At 70.5% G+C, this 19,103-nt stretch carries 20 protein-coding genes; 13 read left to right on the top strand and 7 right to left on the bottom strand.

Annotation, left to right across the window (positions count from 1 at the left end):
- Positions 1–12: 12 nt before the first annotated feature.
- Complete coding sequence (locus O6P37_RS09980) at positions 13–807, top strand: purine-nucleoside phosphorylase (RefSeq protein WP_269893901.1); 795 nt, start codon at positions 13–15, stop codon at positions 805–807.
- Here the strand turns inward: O6P37_RS09980 and O6P37_RS09975 are convergent.
- Positions 753–1,895 (bottom strand): AbrB family transcriptional regulator, encoded by a 1,143-nt coding sequence (locus tag O6P37_RS09975; RefSeq protein WP_269893900.1) that lies wholly within the window; start codon positions 1,893–1,895, stop codon positions 753–755. The two genes, O6P37_RS09980 and O6P37_RS09975, sit on opposite strands and share 55 nt — an antisense overlap.
- A gap of 113 nt (positions 1,896–2,008) precedes the next feature.
- On the opposite strand from O6P37_RS09975, the gene O6P37_RS09970 reads away from it, so the two are divergent.
- Together O6P37_RS09970 and O6P37_RS09965 are read left to right on the top strand one after the other, a co-directional pair.
- A complete protein-coding gene (locus O6P37_RS09970; protein ID WP_264016311.1) occupies positions 2,009–2,470 on the top strand; it encodes a MarR family winged helix-turn-helix transcriptional regulator in 462 nt (153 codons plus the stop codon).
- Positions 2,467–4,110, top strand: a complete 1,644-nt coding sequence (locus tag O6P37_RS09965; protein WP_269893899.1) for a phospho-sugar mutase — start codon at positions 2,467–2,469, stop codon at positions 4,108–4,110. The genes O6P37_RS09970 and O6P37_RS09965 overlap by 4 nt, the downstream gene beginning before the upstream one ends.
- A 4-nt stretch (positions 4,111–4,114) precedes the next feature.
- On the opposite strand, the gene upp is transcribed toward O6P37_RS09965, so the two are convergent.
- Entirely contained in the window at positions 4,115–4,738 is a 624-nt protein-coding gene (gene upp / locus O6P37_RS09960) for a uracil phosphoribosyltransferase (protein WP_269893898.1), read from the bottom strand.
- Between the two features lie 52 nt (positions 4,739–4,790).
- Here upp and O6P37_RS09955 point away from each other — a divergent pair, with 52 nt between their 5' ends.
- Both O6P37_RS09955 and O6P37_RS09950 read left to right on the top strand, forming a co-directional pair.
- Positions 4,791–5,117, top strand: a complete 327-nt coding sequence (locus tag O6P37_RS09955) for a hypothetical protein (protein WP_269893897.1) — start codon at positions 4,791–4,793, stop codon at positions 5,115–5,117.
- A 2-nt stretch (positions 5,118–5,119) separates the two neighbouring features.
- Positions 5,120–6,211 (top strand): C40 family peptidase, encoded by a 1,092-nt coding sequence (locus O6P37_RS09950; protein WP_269893896.1) that lies wholly within the window; start codon positions 5,120–5,122, stop codon positions 6,209–6,211.
- A gap of 19 nt (positions 6,212–6,230) precedes the next feature.
- Here the strand turns inward: O6P37_RS09950 and O6P37_RS09945 are convergent, their stop codons facing one another.
- Both O6P37_RS09945 and O6P37_RS09940 read right to left on the bottom strand, forming a co-directional pair.
- Positions 6,231–7,811 carry a GTPase gene (locus O6P37_RS09945; protein ID WP_269893895.1) on the bottom strand — a complete coding sequence of 527 codons (1,581 nt, stop codon included), beginning with the start codon at positions 7,809–7,811 and terminating at the stop codon, positions 6,231–6,233.
- Positions 7,808–9,475: an ABC transporter gene (locus O6P37_RS09940; protein WP_269893894.1), complete on the bottom strand. Its 1,668-nt coding sequence runs from the start codon at positions 9,473–9,475 to the stop codon at positions 7,808–7,810. Before O6P37_RS09940 ends, O6P37_RS09945 begins: the two co-directional genes overlap by 4 nt.
- A gap of 148 nt (positions 9,476–9,623) precedes the next feature.
- Here O6P37_RS09940 and O6P37_RS09935 point away from each other — a divergent pair, with 148 nt between their 5' ends.
- From O6P37_RS09935 to O6P37_RS09920, 4 genes are read left to right on the top strand one after another with little or no spacing between them, the layout of a single operon-like run.
- Complete coding sequence (locus tag O6P37_RS09935) at positions 9,624–10,193, top strand: cupin domain-containing protein (protein ID WP_269893893.1); 570 nt, start codon at positions 9,624–9,626, stop codon at positions 10,191–10,193.
- Positions 10,194–10,230: 37 nt separating this feature from the next.
- Positions 10,231–10,419, top strand: a complete 189-nt coding sequence (locus tag O6P37_RS09930; protein WP_269893892.1) for a hypothetical protein — start codon at positions 10,231–10,233, stop codon at positions 10,417–10,419.
- A gap of 50 nt (positions 10,420–10,469) precedes the next feature.
- Complete coding sequence (gene satS / locus O6P37_RS09925) at positions 10,470–11,744, top strand: protein export chaperone SatS (protein WP_269893891.1); 1,275 nt, start codon at positions 10,470–10,472, stop codon at positions 11,742–11,744.
- Positions 11,745–11,754: 10 nt separating this feature from the next.
- A complete protein-coding gene (locus O6P37_RS09920) occupies positions 11,755–12,606 on the top strand; it encodes an alpha/beta fold hydrolase (protein WP_269893890.1) in 852 nt (283 codons plus the stop codon).
- On the opposite strand, the gene O6P37_RS09915 is transcribed toward O6P37_RS09920, so the two are convergent.
- From O6P37_RS09915 to O6P37_RS09905, 3 genes are read right to left on the bottom strand one after another with little or no spacing between them, the layout of a single operon-like run.
- Positions 12,603–13,703, bottom strand: a complete 1,101-nt coding sequence (locus O6P37_RS09915) for an adenosine deaminase (protein WP_269893889.1) — start codon at positions 13,701–13,703, stop codon at positions 12,603–12,605. The genes O6P37_RS09920 and O6P37_RS09915 overlap by 4 nt on opposite strands.
- A gap of 19 nt (positions 13,704–13,722) precedes the next feature.
- Entirely contained in the window at positions 13,723–15,021 is a 1,299-nt protein-coding gene (locus O6P37_RS09910; protein WP_269893888.1) for a thymidine phosphorylase, read from the bottom strand.
- Positions 15,018–15,425, bottom strand: coding sequence for a cytidine deaminase (locus O6P37_RS09905; RefSeq protein ID WP_269893887.1), 408 nt, complete (start codon positions 15,423–15,425; stop codon positions 15,018–15,020). The genes O6P37_RS09910 and O6P37_RS09905 overlap by 4 nt, the downstream gene beginning before the upstream one ends.
- A 217-nt stretch (positions 15,426–15,642) precedes the next feature.
- On the opposite strand from O6P37_RS09905, the gene sdhC reads away from it, so the two are divergent.
- The 4 genes from sdhC to O6P37_RS09885 are packed head-to-tail and all read left to right on the top strand — an operon-like array spanning position 15,643 to position 19,100.
- Positions 15,643–16,071 (top strand): succinate dehydrogenase, cytochrome b556 subunit, encoded by a 429-nt coding sequence (gene sdhC / locus O6P37_RS09900; RefSeq protein ID WP_264012944.1) that lies wholly within the window; start codon positions 15,643–15,645, stop codon positions 16,069–16,071.
- Positions 16,068–16,556, top strand: a complete 489-nt coding sequence (locus O6P37_RS09895; RefSeq protein WP_269893886.1) for a succinate dehydrogenase hydrophobic membrane anchor subunit — start codon at positions 16,068–16,070, stop codon at positions 16,554–16,556. The genes sdhC and O6P37_RS09895 overlap by 4 nt, the downstream gene beginning before the upstream one ends.
- 13 nt (positions 16,557–16,569) lie before the next feature.
- Positions 16,570–18,324: a succinate dehydrogenase flavoprotein subunit gene (gene sdhA / locus O6P37_RS09890; RefSeq protein WP_269893885.1), complete on the top strand. Its 1,755-nt coding sequence runs from the start codon at positions 16,570–16,572 to the stop codon at positions 18,322–18,324.
- The gene (locus tag O6P37_RS09885; RefSeq protein WP_264012942.1) at positions 18,324–19,100 is read left to right on the top strand and encodes a succinate dehydrogenase iron-sulfur subunit; all 777 of its coding nucleotides are present in this window, start codon (positions 18,324–18,326) and stop codon (positions 19,098–19,100) included. The genes sdhA and O6P37_RS09885 overlap by 1 nt, the downstream gene beginning before the upstream one ends.
- Positions 19,101–19,103: the final 3 nt, after the last annotated feature.

Below are 19,103 nucleotides of genomic sequence, written 5' to 3'. Positions count from 1 at the left end.
AGCTCGCCTACCGTGACTTCACCGGACGCGATCGCAGCCGCCGCGGCGGGAGCGATCACCGAGCGCACCGGTGTCGACGCCCACGACGTCGCGGTGGTGCTGGGGTCGGGCTGGGCGCCCGCGGCCGATGCGCTGGGCGATCCGGTGGCGACGGTGCCGATGGCCGAACTGCCCGGATTCACCCCGCCGAGCGCGGAAGGCCACCGCGGCCAGGTGCTGTCGACGCAGATCGGGGACCGGCGGGTGCTGGTGCTCGTCGGGCGGATCCACGCCTACGAGGGCCACGACCTGCGCCACGTCGTGCATCCGGTGCGGACCGCGTGTGCGGCCGGCGCCGCGACAGTGGTGCTGACCAACGCCGCGGGCGGTCTGCGCCCGGAGTACACCGTGGGCCAGCCCGTGCTGATCAACGACCATCTCAATCTGACCTCCAGGTCGCCACTGGTCGGCGCCCAGTTCGTGGACCTGGTCGATGCGTATTCGCCGCGGCTGCGCGCGGTCGCCCGCGAGATCGAGCCGTCGCTGGCCGAGGGCGTGTACGCCGGGCTACCCGGTCCGCACTACGAGACGCCCGCCGAGATCCGGATGTTGCGCACGCTCGGCGCCGACCTGGTCGGCATGTCGACGGTGCACGAGACGATCGCGGCGAGGGGGTGCGGCGCCGAGGTGCTGGCCTTCTCACTGGTGACGAATCTGGCCGCCGGCATGACCGGAGCGCCGCTGAGCCACGAGGAGGTGCTGGCCGCCGGGCGTCAGTCCGCCACGCGGATGGGTTCCCTGCTGGCCGGGGTCATCTCGCGGCTCTGACCGTCATTGCGCTGCTCGCCCTCGCCGTCCCGGCGGCCGAGTCGCCGGCCGAGGTGCACCATCGCGCGGGCCAGTAGCGGCGCCGCGAACAGCATCAGCAGCACCCGGAGCACCTGGGCGGCGATGATGAACGTGACGTTGGAGCCGGTCTCGACGGCGGTGGCGAGCACCGCGTAGACCCCGCCCGGGCTGGTGGCGAGGTAGCCCTCCAGCGGGGTGAGGGACGTGAAGTGCGCCAGCAGGACACCGAGACCGGCCGTGCCGACGCCGAGAGCGACGATGAGGCCGACGGCCGTGGGCAGGATTCGGGCGATCGCCCGTAGGGACTCGGTGGTGAACGCCAACCCCGCCTGCCAGCCGATCAGCATGTACGCGACCTGCACGAGCACCACCGGCACGGCCAGCCCGAACGACGTCCCGGTCAGCTGCAACGCCACGGTCAGGCCCAGCGGGCCGAGCAGTCCGGCGCCCGGCAGATGCAGCAACCTGCCGCCGACGGCGCCGACGAGGACCAGCGCGGTCATCATGGCGAGGCTGAGATACCAGGGCGCGGTGTCGGCCGGCACGGTCGACGCCGGATGAGAGCGGTCGGCGTGGTAGACGAGCGTCACGACCAGTGGCATCGACGCGGTGACCATGGCGACGCGCAGGTACTGCACCACCGACACCACCCGGTCGTCACCGCCGAGTTCGCGGGCGATGGCGACCAGCCCGGAGGCGCCGCCCGCGACCAGTGCCAGGCTGCCGGTCAGGGGGCTGACGGTGCGGTGCAGTCCGAGTACCGCTCCGGCGATGAGGCTCAGCACCAGGGTGGCCACCACGACGGCCAGCACGATCGGCCAGTCCGAGCCCAGCGTGGCCGCCGCGTCGTGCTGGACCATGGTGCCGATGTAGACACCGAGGACGCCCTGGGCGGCGACGCCGGCGCGGCGCGGGATCCGGGCGGGCGCCAGCGACGTCAGGGCGAGCGCGATACCGACGGCGAGCGCCGCGAACAGCGCGGCCGACGGCACGTTGACGAGGGTGAGCAGCACCGTCACGCCGACTGTCGCCGCCACCAGGAGCAGCCACTTCAGCGCCCGCCGCATCGCACCTCCAGCGTTTTCGGATCGTTCAACAACAAGTATGTCCTTGGCATCTCTTGATCGCAACATGGGACAAACCGCGTATCGACAGCAAATAACCAAGGTATAACTTGGCTATGGCTCGAATCGATCCCTCCGACACCGCCGCCACCGAACTGCGGGAGGCGGTGATGGGGGTGGCCCGGCAGCTGCGCCGCCACCGTCCTGACCACGGGCTCACCCTCAGCCAGATGGAGGTGCTCGGCGAGGTCAGCCGGTCCGGCGTGACGACCCCCGCCGAACTCGGGGCCCGGATGCAGGTCCGGGTGCAGTCGCTGACCGACGGCATCAACGAACTCGTCGGCCGTGAGCTGATCGCCCGCAGGCCCGACGAGCGGGACCGGCGGCGCCAGCTGATCGAACTCACCCCGGCGGGAACGGCGCTGCTCGAGGCCGATCGCGCCGAGCGCGACGCGTGGTTGCAGGCGACCATGCGCGACGTCCTCTCCGATCTGGAGTTCGACCTGCTCATGCTCGTCGCACCGGTGCTACGGAAGCTGGCTTACACCGACGGTAAATTGGGCACACTTGGCCCATGACTCAGTCGGTGACCTCGACGACCGTGCAGGAGTGGATCGCTCACGACCCCGACCCCGAGACCGCTGCGGAGTTGTCGTCGTGTAGCGAAGAGGAACTCGACGAACGCTTCGGGCGGTCGCTGACCTTCGGCACGGCGGGTCTGCGGGGCCCGCTGCGCGGCGGGCCGAACGGCATGAACCTGGCCGTCGTGCTGCGCACCACCTGGGGTGTCGCACAGGTCTTGGAGCGGCGCGGCCTTGGCGGCACGCAGGTGGTCGTCGGCCGCGACGCCCGCCACAAGTCCGATGAGTTCGCCTTGGCCACCGCCGAGGTGCTCACAGCCCGGGGCTTCGAGGTGATGCTGATGCTGGCCGCGGTGCCCACCCCGATCGTGGCGTTCATGGTGCGGCACATGCACGCCACCGCAGGGATCCAGATCACCGCGTCGCACAACCCGCCTGGCGACAACGGCTACAAGGTGTACTTCGAGCACGGGCTGCAGATCAACTCACCCATCGACGAGGAGATCGAGGCCGCGATCGCCGAGGCGCCGCCCGCAGACGAGATCCCGCGGGCCAAGGTGGAAACCGGTGGGATGGAGGAGATCCGGCACTACATCGCGCGCGCCGCGAATGTCCGCCGCACCACCGACGACGTGCGGGTGGCTCTGACGCCACTGCACGGGGTGGGCGGCGACTACGCGCTCGACGCACTGGTGCGCGCCGGGATCACCGACATCCACGTGGTGGAGAACCAGTTCCAGCCCGATCCCGACTTCCCGACGGTGCCGTCGCCCAACCCGGAGGAACCCGGCGCCACCGACGCGCTGCTGGAACTCGCGGCGGACAAGGACGCCGACATCGCCATCGCGCTGGACCCGGATGCCGACCGCTGTGCCGTCGGCATCCCAACGCCCGAGGGCTGGCGCATGCTGTCCGGCGACGAGACCGGTTGGCTGCTGGGTGATTACACCCTCTCGCAGATCGATCCCGGGCCGGTGTCCGAGGACGTCCTGGTGGCGAGTTCGGTGGTGTCGTCGCGGATGCTGGCCCGGATCGCCGAGGCCCACGGCGCCCAGCACCTGGAGACGCTGACCGGATTCAAGTGGCTGGCGCGCGCCGACGATCAGATACCGGGGTCGACCCTGGTCTACGCCTACGAGGAGGCGATCGGCCACTGCGTCGACCCGTCGGCGGTGCGCGACAAGGACGGCATCAGCGCGATGGTGCTCGCGTGCGACCTCGTCGCCGCCCTCAAGGCGCAGGGCCGCACGGTGCAGGACGCACTCGACGCGCTGGCGCGCCGGCACGGGGTGCACACCACCACCGCGGTGTCGCGGCCGGTGGCCGACGCCGACGAGGCCGCCGACGTGCTGACCCGGTTGCGCGACACTCCGCCGGACCGGTTGTGCGGCTACGAGGTGACCGTGACCGACCTGATGCATGCCGACGACCACCGCCGCACCGATGCGCTGATACTCACCGCCGGCGATGCCGAAACCTCCGTGCGGCTGGTCGTCCGGCCCTCGGGCACCGAGCCGAAGGTCAAGTCCTACATCGAGGTTCGGGTGTCGTGCCACGACGACGAAGACCTCGAGACCGCCCGCGGCCGGGCCAGGGAACTGCAGGACGAACTGGTCGCCGTCGCCCGGCAGTGGTGAGGCCTCAGCGCGGGCCGAACTGACGGTCCCCGGCGTCGCCGAGTCCCGGCACGATGTAGGCCACGTTGTTCAACCCCTCGTCGACCGCGGCGGTGTAGAGCCGCAGGTCCGGCGCGACCCGCTCGAGCGCGGTCAGCCCCTCCGGCGCGGCCACCACGCAGATGGCGGTGATGTCGACGGCGTCACGGGCCTGCAGCAGGCCGAGGGTGTGCGCCATCGAACCGCCGGTCGCCAGCATCGGGTCGAGCACGAACACCGGCCACCGGCTGAGATCGTCGGGCAGCGACTCGAGGTAGGGGGCGGGCTCGTGGGTGTCCTCGTTGCGCGCGACGCCGACGAAACCCACCCGCGCCTCGGGGATCAGCGCGTGCGCCTGGTCGACCATCCCGAGCCCGGCCCGCAGCACCGGCACCAGCAGCGGTGGATTCGCCAGCCGGTAACCGGTGGTGTCGGCGAGCGGGGTGCGCACCGCGATCGCCTCGGTCTCCGCGTCGCGGGTCGCCTCGTACACCAGCATCAGGGTCAGGTCGCGCAGCGCGGCGCGGAACCCGGCGTTGTCGGTGCGCTCGTCACGCAGCGTGGTGAGCCGCGCCGCGGCCAGGGGGTGGTCGACGACCCGGACGTCCATCACCGAACCCTATCGGCGATCGCGGTGCCGGTACCGGTGGAACCGGCGGACGGTGCCGGCCGTCGTAATCCGCATGCACGCCCACACCCTGCTCGCCGACACCCTGGCGATCCGCGCCTTCGGCCGCACGGCCGACGCCCAGGCCGCCGAACTGCTCGCCGCGGCCGCCACACTGGCGGCCGCTCCGGTGCCGGCGGGGCTCGGGCCGGTCGCGGCGGGCTTCCTGGCCGCGCTGGCCGAGGCGGTGTCCGCCGGCTCGCGCGAGATCGCCGCGCTCGGGGAGCGGGTCTCCGCCGGCGCCGGCGCCGCCGACGCGTCGGCGCGGCAATACGACGCCACCGCACACCGCGGCGCAGACCGACTCGTCAAGCAGGTCTGATCGTGCCGAGCGCGCTGGTCGCGGCCCTGTCGGCGCCGATCCGGGACGTGCGGTCGATGGTCGGGCCTGGCTGGCCGGGCGGCGCTGGGGAACCGATGACGCTGCTGGCCGGCGTGCGCGACGCACTGACGGGTGTCTCGGCGTCCGTCGGTGGTGCGGCGAGCGACATCGCCGGGGTGTGGCGCGGCGCAGGCGCCGACGGAGCGACGGCGTTCACGGCATCGGTCGTCTCGGCCACCGATGCGCTCGCCGCCCACGCCGATCGTCTCGGCCATGCCGCCCGTGATGCGGGAACGGCGGTCGCCGACGCGCGGGCGCGCCTCGACGCGATCGTGGCCGGCTTCGAGGCCCGTGCCGCCGCACTCGAACCGCATCTCGACGATCCAGGGGTCGCCGAGGAGTTGGTGGCCGAGGCCAGGCGGTCGTTGCGAGAGGCGATCGCCGTGGTCGAGGACCTCCGCGCCCGGCTCGACGCGCGGGCTGCCGAGGTGACGGCGCCCGCGGGAGCGCCTGCACCGACCAGTCCGGCGGGCTTCTCGGCGCCGTCGTCACCGGGCATGGGTTCGGGTTCGGGTGGCGGACCGGGTTCGGGTGGAGGGCTGTCGGACCTGGCGTCCGCGGCGGGGCCGGGTGTGGCGGCGCTGGCGTCGGCGCGGCGCCCGGCCGCCGCGCCGACGCCGGACGCGCGGGCCTTCGGCGACGGAGCGGCGGTGCGGTTGCCCGACGGCAGTACCGCGATGGCGCCGAACAAGGTGGCCGCGGACGCGGTGCGCCACGCGCTGACCCAGCTGGGCGTGCCCTACGACTGGGGCGGGACGACGCCGGGTGTCGGCCTGGACTGCAGCGGCCTCACCCAGTGGGCGTACGGCCAAGCGGGGCTGGACATCCCACGATTGGCCCAGGAACAGGACATCGGCGCGGCGGTCGACGCCGGTTCATTGCTGCCCGGAGACCTGGCGGTCTGGGACGGCCACGTGGCGATGGTGGTCGGCGACGGCACGATGATCGAGGCAGGTGACCCCGTGCAGTTGTCGGCGATCCGGACCACCAACGCGGGTCAGGGTTTTCAGGGCTTCTGGCGGCCGACGGCGTGAGCGGCGGCGAATGGAGCCGTCAACGGTTGAGCCGGTGCACCGCCGCGGACAGCTCGCCGTACAGGGACAGCTCCGCCCGCAGCGGAGAGAGGACGTACTCCTCGCCCACCGCCTCGACCCGCCGGCCCAATTCGGCGGTCGCGCGCCGCCTGCGACGGGCCGCCCCGACGGCCACGAAAGGTCTGATCAGTACTCGGAGCACCAATCCCGACGCGAGTCCTCCGACGAGCAGCACCGTCGGCCATGCGAACGGCCCGAGTGAGGGCGCGTCGAGACCGATCTGCAGGTACGCCAGCACTGCGAGCAGCCCGAGCCACACGCCGCCCGCGACTGCAGCAGCGAGTAGCGCCCACTGGACCGCCCCGACCAGACGCCACCACCGCGGTGGCCGATTCGTCCCGAGGTCCGCACCGCCGACCGCCCGGTCCAGTGCATCGGGCACCGCCCCTGCTCGTGACTTCGCCGCTTCGAGCAGCATTCGCGGCCATGGCGCCGGTAGCCCGCTCGACGCGGTGTCGGCAAGCGAGCGGACCGCGCTGTCCACTCCCGCCCGCGATGCCGCAGAGGCCGAGGGCAACGAAGTCCGGCGAAGGATTTCGTCCCCCATACTGGACTGACCTATTCCCAATCGGCGCAACGGATCTGGTCGCAGGTGGTGTATCCACCGCAGCGGCGGCCAGCCAACCGCCGCGAGACCCCGCTGCTCATAGGCGCGGCCGACGGCACCGACTACGGCGGGAACCCCTGCGGCCCCGGCGAGGGTGCTCTGCAGCCGTCGCTCCGCGTCCCGCAGGGCCGGCACCGATCGGGGCGGCGGCACCAGCGGCGCGAGCCGTGCTGCCGCCGTGTCCAGATCCGCGCTCACCCGCGCCGTTCGCGCCTTGTGGTTCGCCACGGTCGCGACGAGGAATTCTCGCAACGGCGCGGCCCCATCCGGTGTCACCGCTGACGTCGCGAGCACCGGCACGCCGCCCAGCCCATCCTCGGCCAGCAGGCGGTCGAGGTCGCGCACACAAGCAGCCACGTCGGCAGCGGGCAGCCGGTCCGACTGGTTGAGGGCTACCACCATCACGTCACGATGTGCGGCCAGCGGGCGCAGGTAATCGTCGTGCAGAACTGCGTCGGCGTACTTCTGCGGGTCCAATACCCAGATAAAAGCGTCGACGAGGCGGACCAGCCGATCCACTTCGGCCCGATGTGCCACTTCGGTGGAGTCATGGTCGGGCATGTCGAGCAGCACCAAGCCAGAGAGCTCCGGAGCAGCTGAGGCGTCGCCGTGCTGCCGGGACCGGATCTCCAGCCAGTCCAGTAGTTCCGTGGCACCGTCGGGGCCGAAGACAACAGCCTGGGTGGCGGAAGTGGTCGGCCGCCGAACACCGACCTCGGCAAGCGAGGCACCGGCGACGACGTTGAACAACGAGGACTTTCCGCTCCCGGTCGCTCCGGCCAGCGCGATGACGGTGTACTCACCCGACAACCGCAGCCGGCTGCCCGCCCGCTGGTCCAGGTCGCGAAGATCCCTCAGGACGTCGTCGGACAGCCGGCCGGTCCCGAGGGCCACCACCGACGACAGCGCCGCCAGCCGATCGACGAGCGTCACCGCAGCACCTTCGCGACGCGATCGGCGGCCGCTCGCAGTTCGTCACCCGACACCAGTGCCGACGCGGCACCCAGCACGTCGCCATATCGGGCGGCGTCTTGGCGCAGGAGGCCGTCGACTCGAGCCAGTAGTTCGTCACGGGCCTGTCGGGCCAGTCCGCGGACGGCCTGCTCACCGAAGATCGCCTCGAGCACCTTCTGGCTGGCCACTGTGGTGCCTCCGGCCACCGCGATCTCGGCGCCGGTCAGTCCGGCCGTCTGGCTGAAGACCGCGAGCATGACGACCAAACCGGCGCCGTTGACGCCGTACGACGCCAATCGCGCCCCCGACCGCTTCGACGCGCCTTCGGTCCGAACCAGCTCGAGCACGTATTCCTGCCAGTCGCGGACCAGCCGTTCGACGGCCTCACCAAGCCCGGGGCTCGGCCGGGCCAGCTCGTCGGTCAGTAGCGGTGCACCGGCCTGGTGCCGCGCCCAGCAGCCGTAGGACAACTCAGCAGCCTCCTCGACTGCGGCCTGGATCACGGTCGCAATGCCGGTCTCCAACGCCTCGCCGAGCTCCTCGATCGGAGTGGACCGCCCGGTGACCGCCGCCACCACCCGGTCGCGGACCCGCCCCACCCGCGACTCCAACTTGCGCAGGAACTCGCCCGTGCCGACCACGTCCTGCCAGCGAGCCAGCACCTCGCCGCGCAGCAGCGCGCCGTCGCGAACCGCCTCGTCCACCCTCGCGAGCGCACTGCTGTATGCCGACGACACACACGACTCCAGCTGCGTGCGCACCGCGAACTGTCCGTCGGCCGCATCGGCCAGCGCGTACGTCCGTGGCGGCAGGCTGCGCAGTGCACCGTCGAGCGTGTAGCGCACCACCGCCGCCCGCTGCTCCGAGTCGGCCGTCAAACTGGCCAGCCACGAGCCGATGGGTGCGGTCGCCTTGTCACGCAACCGCCCGGCGCGTAAGCCCTGCTCGGCGATCACGAACAGCGGCGCGTCGCCCAAACCGTTTGCTGCCAGCATGTCCGACAGGTGCGCGGCCACATCCCTGATCGCCTCCTGCGGGCAACGATTGAGCACTATGGCGATTGCGGTGCCACGGTCGCGGGCAGTGTGCAGCATCTGCCACGGCACCGCGTCGGCGTAGCGGGCGGCGGTCGTCAGGAAGATCCACAGATCGGCGGCAGCCAGCAGTGTGGCCGCAAGCTCGCGGTTGGTGCTGACGACGCTGTCGATGTCAGGGGCGTCGAGCAGCGCGAGGCCGGGGCCGATTCCCGGGTGCGGCGCGAGGCGCAGGCCGTCCGGCCCGGACGAACGCGGCAATTGCGGCAGGATCCGGTCATCGGTGAACCAGGCCAGGTCTGACGGGTGACACACGATCACCGGGCCTCGGGTGGTCGGCCGCAGCACACCGGCCTGGCTCACGTCGTCGCCGACCAGTGAGTTGATCAGCGTCGACTTCCCGGCGCCGGTGGAGCCGCCGACCACCGCCAACAGCGGGGCGTCGATGGTGCGCAGCCGGGGGATCAGGTAGTCGGTCAGCTGCCCGGCCAGCTCCCGGCGGTCGGTTTCCGCCGGCCATGCCGACGGCGCCGGCAGCGGAAACGTCGTCCGCCCCAGCACTGCGCCCAGAGCAGCCACCGCGTCGATGAGGTCGACGGCTCCCTTCATCGCTTCAGCCTGCCCTAGATACGTCGCGAAGGCGGGTCGGTTCGCGCCGAAAGGGTCCCCCGCTGCGGGAGGCGCCGACATCCAAGTGGCGGCCGACGGCGTGAACGGGGGCTAACGTACGGCATACCTGCTATCGGGGGAGGCCGGGATGGCGTACGTCGGGAAGAAGATCGAACACCCGCTCACCGGTGAACGCATCACCTTCCTGGAGACCGCCTCCAGTTCGGGCGGCGCCCGGCTGCGGATGGCGTTCGACATGGGCCCCGGCGGAGACATGCCGAGCGTGCACACTCATCCGCGCGCCGAGGAGACCTTCGCGGTCACCTCGGGCCGACTCCGGATCGCGACCGCCGAGAACACGTGGGACGCGCTGGCCGGAGACAAAGTCGTCATCCCGCCCGGAATGAGCCATGCCTGGGGTAATCCCTACGACGAGCCGGCCACCGTGCTGATAGACCTGTGCCCCGCCTACCAGATGGAGACGTTCTTCGAGACGTTCTTCGGTCTGGCTGCCGACGGTCTGGTGAGTGCGAAGACGAACCTGCCGAAGAGCCCGCTGCAGGCCGCCGTGCTCGTCCACGACTACCGCGGCCAGGTCGACCTGCCGGGGTTGAGCGGAGTGGCGGTACGCGCGCTGGCGGCCGTCGTGGCGCCACTCGGTCGGCTGCGCGGCTACCGCTCGCGCTACCCGCAGTACAGCGACCGCCACGACGCCTGAGCGGAACCGGTGACCGTCCTCGCGCCGTCGAACACCCATGACCTTCGACGCCCTGGCGCAGCACTACGAGGAGACGATGGCCCGGGCGCGGGCGCGGGCCGCGGCGCTCGACGACGCGGTCGAGGCACTGGCCGACACCGACACGGAACGGTCGGGATCCGCGGCCGCTGAGGCGACCGCGGGACGGCGCATGCTCGACGCCCTGCGCGCCGAGCTGGATCACTAACCCGCCACGACCTTCACGACCGGCCAGGGCACGTCGTTAGGCTGTGCCGCATGGCTGCTGACATCGTGCCGGTTCGGCTCGGGCTGACCAAGGGCGATCTGTACACACTGTGGGCTCCTCGCTGGCGGGATGCCGGCGACGAATGGGAGGCGTTCCTCGGTGCGGGCGAGGATCTCTACGCCTTCGAGTCGGTGGCCGACCTGGTCGCCTTCGTGCGGACGACCACCGAGAACGACCTGACCGACCACCCGGCCTGGACGAAGCTCACCGAGGCGAACGCGCACCGGTTCACGCCCGCCGATGACCGCACGCACGACATCGTCGGCGTGCCCGAGGTCGTCGCCGACAAGCCGACCGAGGAGTCGGTGAAGGCACTGCACGCCACGCTGGCGCTGGTGTCGTCGATCGGCTCGGTGTGCGACATGCCCGCGGTCACCAAGTTCTTCAACGGCAACCCCGTGGTGGGTTCCCTCGGCGGCGGCGTCGAGGCGTTCAGCGGCCGGGCCGGACGCAAGCGGTGGGGCGAGATCGAGGCGGCGGTCGGGCGCAGCTGGGACGGCGTCCTCGACGCGATCGACGAGATCGTCACCATCCCCGACGTCGACTCCGCGGCCGCCGAGAAGGCCGGGGCCGAGTTACTCGAGCCCGCACCCGAGGTGGAGGACGAGGACGCCGCGGCGTCGGTGGAGACCGCCGAGGACGACACCGATGACGAGGCCGAGGTCGAGGAGACCAATGCGCTCGAGGACCAGGCCGGCGGTCTGGTGCTCGGCAGCGACGACGATTTCTGGCTCAAGGTCGGCATCGACCCGGTCCGGGTGATGACCCGGTCGGGCACGTTCTTCACGCTGCGCTGCTACCTCGACGACGAGCCGGTGTTCCTCGGCCGCAACGGCCGGATCAGCGTGTTCGGCTCCGAGCGGTCGCTGGCCCGCTACCTGGCCGACGAGCACGACCACGACTTGTCCGACCTGGCCACCTACGACGACATCCGCACCGCCGCCACCGACGGCTCGCTGGAGGTCGCGGTCAGCGACGAGAACGTCTACGTCCTGAGCGGGATCGCCGACGACATCGCCGACGGACCCGACAGCCTGGACCGCGAACAGCTCGAGCTGGCCGTCGAACTGCTGCGCGACGTCAGCCAGTACGCGGAGGACACCACCGTCGAGGAGAAGCTCGGACCTGGCCAGCCGCTCGGCAAGGTGATCGCCTTCGCGCTCGACCCCGACTCCGCCGACCGCCCCAAGCCGCCCTACGCCAAGGCCGTGGCGCAGTGGGAGGAGCTGGAGAGCTTCGTCGAGTCGCGGCTGCGCGAGGAGTAGCGGCCCGGCGATGACTTCCCGGGACGACGCCGGTCTACCCGGTATGACTCCCCTCGCCTCCGCCACTGTCCACCGTCTCGACGTTCCCGGCGCCACCCTGCACTACGAGGTGCGCGGCGCCGGGCCCGTCGTGCTCGTCGTCGGCTCCCCGATGGCCTCCGCCGAGTTCGCGTCGGTCGCCGACGCGATGGCGAGCGACCACACCGTCGTCACCTACGACCCGCGCGGCTTCGGTGCGAGCACGATCGCCGATCCGCGGCAGGAATCGACACCGGAACTGCGCGCCGAAGACCTCGTCGCCATCCTCGACGACCTGGGCGTCGCGTCGGCGGACGTCGTCGGTTCCAGCGGCGGCGCGGTGACCGGCTTGGCGCTGGCGACCCGGCATCCGAGCAGGGTGCGAACGCTCATCGCGCACGAGCCGCCGCTGCTCGAGCTGCTGCCCGACGCCGACGCACAACGGGCCGCCACCGACGCGATCGTCGCGACCTTCCACTCCGACGGCCCGCAGGCCGCCTGGTACGCGTTCATGGTGAACGCCGGCTTCGACATGTCCGCCGAACCCGGCGACGGCCCTGCCGCCGAATCCGATCCGTCCGAGCAGGAGGCCCGCGAGGCCACCCGGTTCTTCGCCCACGAACTGCAGGCCACCACCCGCTATGTGCCCGACATCGAGGCGCTGCGTGCGGGCCGGGTGGTAGTTGGAATCGGCGCCGAATCCGCCCGGCTGGTGACGCACCGGACGTCGACGGCGCTGGCGGACTTGCTCGGCTCGCAGCCGGTGATCTTCCCGGGTGAGCACGTCGGGTTCATGAGCCACCCCGTCGAGTTCGCCGCCTCGATCAGCCGCGTCCTCGACTAACCGACCAGGACCGCGTAGCGCGGCTTGATCACGTCGTCGATGAGCGCCAGCCGCTCGTCGAACGCGATGAACGACGACTTCATCGCGTTGATGGTGAAGCGCAACAGATCGCTCCAGCCGTAACCGAAAGCCTCGACTAGGCGCAGCATCTCGTCGCTCATCGTGGTGTCGCTCATCAGCCGGTTGTCGGTGTTGACGGTCACCCGGAACCGTGACCGGGCCAGCAGGTCGAACGGGTGCTCGGCGATGCTGTTCACCGCGCCGGTCTGCACGTTGGAGCTCGGGCACAGCTCGAGTGGAATCCGCTTGTCGCGCAACAGCGCCGCCAACCGGCCCAGCCGCACCGACCCGTCGTCGGCGACGGTGATGTCGTCGACGATCCGCACCCCGTGGCCGAGCCGGTCGGCGCCGCAGAAGGCGATGGCCTCGTGAATCGACGGCAGTCCGAACGCCTCCCCCGCGTGAATGGTGAAGCGCGCGTTGTTGCCCCGCATGTATTCGAACGCGTCGAGGTGACGGGTGGGCGGGTAGCCGGCCTCGGCGCCCGCGATGTCGAATCCCACGACTCCGCTGTCGCGGAAGCGGATCGCCAGCTCGGCGATCTCACGCGACCGGGCGGCGTGGCGCATCGCGGTGACCAGACACCGCACGGTGATGGTCCGGCCCTCCGCGGCGGCCGCCTTCTCGCCGTCGGCGAAGCCGGCCAGCACCGCGTCGACGACGGCGTCGAGCGACAACCCGCCGTCGATGTGCAGTTCGGGCGCGAACCGGATCTCGGCGTACACCACGTTGTCGGCGGCCAGGTCCTCGACGCACTCGAAGGCGACGCGGTGCAGTGCCTCCGGGGTCTGCATCACCCCGACGGTGTGGGCGAACGGCTCGAGGTAGCGCACCAGTGACCCGCTGTGCGCGGCGGTGCGGAAGAAGTTCGCCAGGTCGTCGACGTTGTCGGCGGGCAGGTCCGCGTACCCGTACTGGCCGGCGAGTTCCAGCACGGTGGCGGGCCGCAGGCCGCCGTCGAGGTGGTCGTGCAACAGCGCCTTGGGTGCCTGCCGGATGTTGTCGATCGTCAACGGCAGCGGTCCGGTCGTCGTCATGGCTCCATCTTCCGTCCGGTCAGGTGATTCGGTCGAGGATCAGCGGGCGGTGCGGCGGCGCGGTGTCGCCGATGGCCCAGCCGCCGTCGAGTTCAGCCAGGGCGGGCCCGAGCCGCTCCGGGGTGTCGGTGTACAGAGTGAACAGCGCCTCGCCCGCCGCCACCGGCTCGCCCGGCCTCCGGTGGACGTGGACGCCTGCGCCGAACTGCACCTGCTCCCCCGGCGCCGAACGGCCCGCCCCCAGGCGCCACACCGCCAGGCCCACCGCCATCGCGTCGATGCGGCCCATCGTGCCGCCCCGGGACGCAGTGACGGTCTCGGTGTGCGTGCCCAGCGGCAGCGGCGCCGACAGGTCGCCGCCCTGAGCTGCGACCAGGTCGCGGAACCGGTCCATCGCGGTGCCGTCGCGCAGGGTCTCGGCGGGGTCGACGCCGTCCAGTCCCGCCGCGTCGAGCATCTCGGCGGCCAGCGCGAGCGTCAGTTCCACGACGTCGTCGGGGCCGCCGCCGGCGAGCACCTCGAGCGACTCCGTCACCTCGACCGCGTTGCCCACGGCGCGGCCGAGCGGCACGTCCATGTCGGTCAGCAGCGCGCGGGTGGCCAGCCCGTGCGCGGTGCCCAGGTCGACCATCGTGCGGGCCAGCGCGCGCGCCTCGTCCTCGGACGGCAGGAACGCACCGGAACCCACCTTGGTGTCGAGCACGAGTGCCCGGGCACCCTCGGCGATCTTCTTGCTCATCACCGAACTGGCGATCAGCGGCAGCGACTCCGTGGTGCCCGTCACGTCGCGCAGCGCGTAGATCTTGCGGTCGGCCGGCGCGAGGTCGCCGGCGGCGAAGATCGCGGCGCCGAGGTCGCAGAGTTGTTGCCGGATCTGCTGTTTGGACAGTTCGGCGGTGAAACCGGGGATCGCCTCCAGCTTGTCCAGGGTGCCGCCGGTGTGGCCGAGCCCACGGCCGGCGGCCTGCGGGACGGCGCCGCCGCAGGCCATCACGACGGGCACCAGCGGGATGGTGATCTTGTCGCCCACCCCGCCGGTGGAGTGCTTGTCCACCAACGCCAATGGCCTGCCGTCGCGGCGCAGCCCGGTGAAGTCGAACCGCTCTCCCGATGCCACCATGGCCGCAGTCCAGCGGGCGATCTCGGCGTCGGTCATCCCGCGCAGGAAGATCGCCATCAGCAGGGCCGCCATCTGTCCGTCATCGACCCGGCCGCGGGTGTAGCCGTCGATCACCCAGTCGATCGCCGCGTCGGAGAGCACGCCGCCGTCCCGCTTGGTTCGGATGACGGTCGGCGCGTCGAATGTGAACTGCGTCACGGGGTTTCCCTGCGGGCCAGGTCGTCGGGACCGAACGCGTCGGGCAGCAGCTCCCCCAGCGGGCGCGGGCCCCGGGGGTGGTCGATCAGCAGCCCCGGTCCGCCGTGCTCGAGCAGCACCTGGCGGCAGCGCCCACAGGGCATCAGCACCTCGCCGTCGGGGCCCACACATGACAGCGCGACAAGCCGTCCGCCGCCGCTGGAATGGAGGTCGCAGACCACAGCGCACTCGGCACAGAGACCCAGGCCATATGAGACATTCTCCACATTGCATCCGGCCACCACGCGGTGATCGTCGACCAGCGCCGCCGCACCGACCCGGAAACCCGAATACGGCGCATAGGCATGCGCCGAGACAGTGATTGCCCTGCGGCGCAATGTGTTCCAGTCGATCTCAGCAGTCATGCCGGGCCGTCCGAGCCGTTTCTGAATCCATTCCGAACACCTCGTCCCGTGACCCGAAGTCCCAGATAGGGCACCCTAATTTCACCCCTCTGATCGGGGCATACGGCTCCACGCTAGTTCGTTCGTCAGTACAAAGGGGATTAGAGTCGCCCCGAGGTTTGGGGACCGGATTTCACGGCCGAGCCCCAGGCGTCCACCGATGGCGTTGGAGGGTCACATGAGTACCGCGACATCACCCGATACGGACATAGCCGCGCCGCGGTCACAGCCGGCGAAACGCCGCACCCTGTACCGCGGCGACCCGGGCATGTGGTCGTGGGTGCTGCACCGCATATCGGGCGCGACGATCTTCTTCTTCCTCTTCGTCCACGTGCTCGACACCGCGCTGGTGCGCGTCAGCCCGCAGGCCTACAACGAGATCATCGAGACCTACAAGTCGCCGATCATCGGCCTGATGGAGATCGGCCTGGTCGCCGCGGTGCTGTACCACGCACTCAACGGCATCCGGGTGATCCTGATCGACTTCTGGGCCAAGGGCCCGCGCTATCAGCGGCAGATGCTGTGGGTGGTGGCCGGCGTCTTCCTCACCGTGATGATCGCCTCGCTGGGCGTCATCGGCATGCACATGGCGGAGCGATTCCTATGAGCTCGAACATCAAGTCTGAGAACCCCTACGACCACATCAGCGACCGCGGCGGTATCGCCCCGGTGATGCAGCGCAGCCACGACCGGCCTGCGGGGCTGGACAACCCGCGCGCACCGCGCCGCGCCGGCGGGATGCCGAACTTCGAGAAGTACGCCTGGCTGTTCATGCGGTTCTCCGGCATCGTGCTGGTCTTTCTCGCGCTCGGCCACCTCTTCATCATGTTGATGTGGGAGGACGGCGTGTACCGGATCGACTTCAACTACGTCGCCGAACGCTGGTCGTCCCCGTTCTGGCAGACCTGGGACCTGCTGCTGCTGTGGCTGGCGCAACTGCACGGTGGCAACGGCATGCGCACGATCATCGCCGACTACGCCCGCAAGGACTCCACCCGGTTCTGGCTGAACACCGTGCTCGCGTTGTCGATCCTGTTCACGCTGGTGCTCGGCACCTACGTGCTGGTGACGTTCGACGCGAACATCTCATGATCGGGAGCTTCAAATGATCCAGGAACATCGCTACGACGTCGTCATCGTCGGGGCAGGCGGCGCGGGCATGCGCGCGGCGGTCGAGGCCGGTCCGCGGGCCCGGACGGCGGTGCTGACCAAGCTCTACCCGACGCGCAGCCACACCGGCGCCGCGCAGGGCGGCATGTGCGCCGCGCTGGCCAACGTCGAGGACGACAACTGGGAGTGGCACACCTTCGACACCGTCAAGGGCGGCGACTACCTCGCCGACCAGGACGCCGTCGAGATCATGTGCAAGGAAGCCATCGACGCGGTGCTCGACCTCGAGAAGATGGGGATGCCGTTCAACCGCACCCCCGAGGGCCGCATCGATCAGCGCCGGTTCGGCGGCCACACCCGCGACCACGGCAAGGCGCCCGTGCGGCGGGCCTGCTACGCCGCCGACCGCACCGGCCACATGATCCTGCAGACCCTTTATCAGAACTGCGTCAAGCACGACGTCGAGTTCTTCAACGAGTTCTACGCGCTCGACATCTCGCTGACCGAGACCCCCGGCGGCCCGGTGGCCACCGCGGTGATCGCCTACGAGCTGGCCACCGGTGACATCCACATCTTCCACGCCAAGGCGATCGTGTTCGCCACCGGCGGCTCGGGCCGCATGTACAAGACGACGTCCAACGCCCACACCCTCACGGGCGACGGGCTCGGCATCATCTTCCGCAAGGGACTTCCCCTGGAGGACATGGAGTTCCACCAGTTCCACCCCACCGGTCTGGCCGGGCTGGGCATCCTGATCTCCGAGGCGGTGCGCGGCGAGGGCGGGCGGCTGCTCAACGGCGAGGGCGAGCGCTTCATGGAGCGCTACGCGCCGACGATCGTCGACCTCGCACCGCGCGACATCGTCGCCCGGTCGATGGTGCTCGAGGTGCTGGAGGGCCGCGGCGCAGGGCCGAACAAGGACTACGTCTACATCGACGTGCGCCACCTCGGCGCCGACGTGCTCGAAGCGAAGCTGCCCGACATCACCGAGTTCGCCCGCACCTACCTCGGTGTGGATCCGGTCACCGAACTGGTGCCGGTCTATCCGACCTGCCATTACGTGATGGGCGGCATCCCGACCAACATCAACGGCCAGGTGCTGCGCGACAACACCAGCGTCATCCCCGGCCTCTACGCGGCAGGCGAGTGTGCGTGCGTCTCGGTGCACGGCGCCAACCGGCTGGGCACCAACTCGCTGCTCGACATCAACGTGTTCGGCCGCCGCGCCGGCATCGCCGCTGCCAACTATGCGGCGGGCCACGACTTCGTCGAGATGCCGGAGAAGCCGGCGGACATGGTCGTCGGCTGGGTGGGCGACATCCTGTCCGAGCACGGCAACGAGCGTGTCGCCGACATCCGCGGGGCGCTGCAGCAGTCGATGGACAACAACGCCGCGGTGTTCCGGACCGAGGAGACCCTCAAGCAGGCGCTCACCGACATCCACGGCCTCAAGGAGCGCTACGGCCGGATCACGGTGCAGGACAAGGGCAAGCGCTACAACAGCGACCTGCTCGAGGCCATCGAGCTTGGCTTCCTGCTCGAGCTGGCCGAGGTCACCGTGGTCGGCGCGCTCAATCGCAAGGAGTCCCGCGGCGGCCACGCCCGCGAGGACTACCCGAACCGCGACGACACGAATTACATGCGCCACACCATGGCGTACAAGCAGGGAGAGGATCTGCTGAGCGACATCCGGCTGGACTACAAGCCGGTGGTGCAGACCCGCTACGAGCCGATGGAGCGGAAGTACTGATGAGCGCGCCCGCAATCGAGAAGAACGAAGCCACCACACCGCCCGTGCCGGAGGGCGCGGTGATGGTGACGCTCAAGATCGCCCGCTTCAACCCGGAGGACCCGGACGCCGCCGGCTGGCAGAGCTTCCGGGTGCCGTGCCTGCCGAGTGACCGGCTGCTCAACCTGCTGCACTACGTCAAGTGGTACCTCGACGGCACGCTGACGTTCCGGCGGTCGTGCGCGCACGGCGTCTGCGGCAGCGACGCCATGCGGATCAACGGCGTGAACCGGCTGGCGTGCAAGGTGCTCATGCGCGACATGCTGCCCAAGAAGGCGTCCAAGCAGCTGACCATCACCATCGAGCCGATCCGCGGGCTGCCCGTGGAGAAGGACCTGGTGGTCGACATGGAGCCGTTCTTCGACGCCTACCGCGCCGTCAAGCCGTTCCTGGTGACCAGCGGCAACCCGCCCACCCGCGAGCGCATCCAGAGCCAGACCGACCGCGCCCGCTACGACGACACCACCAAGTGCATCCTGTGCGCCTGCTGCACCACCAGCTGCCCGGTGTTCTGGACCGAGGGCTCATACTTCGGACCGGCCGCGATCGTCAACGCGCACCGCTTCATCTTCGACAGCCGTGACGAGGCGGCCGCCGAGCGGCTCGACATCCTCAACGAGAAGGACGGGGTTTGGCGTTGCCGCACCACGTTCAACTGCACGGAGTCCTGCCCGCGTGGCATCCAGGTGACCCAGGCGATCCAAGAGGTCAAGCGCGCGCTGATGTTCGCCCGCTAGGCA

Origin of the sequence: Mycobacterium hippophais (genome assembly GCF_027529605.1) — a bacterium.
Classification (GTDB): Bacteria; Actinomycetota; Actinomycetes; order Mycobacteriales; family Mycobacteriaceae; genus Mycobacterium; species Mycobacterium arseniciresistens.
This window is presented reverse-complemented; position numbering and strand designations above follow the sequence as displayed.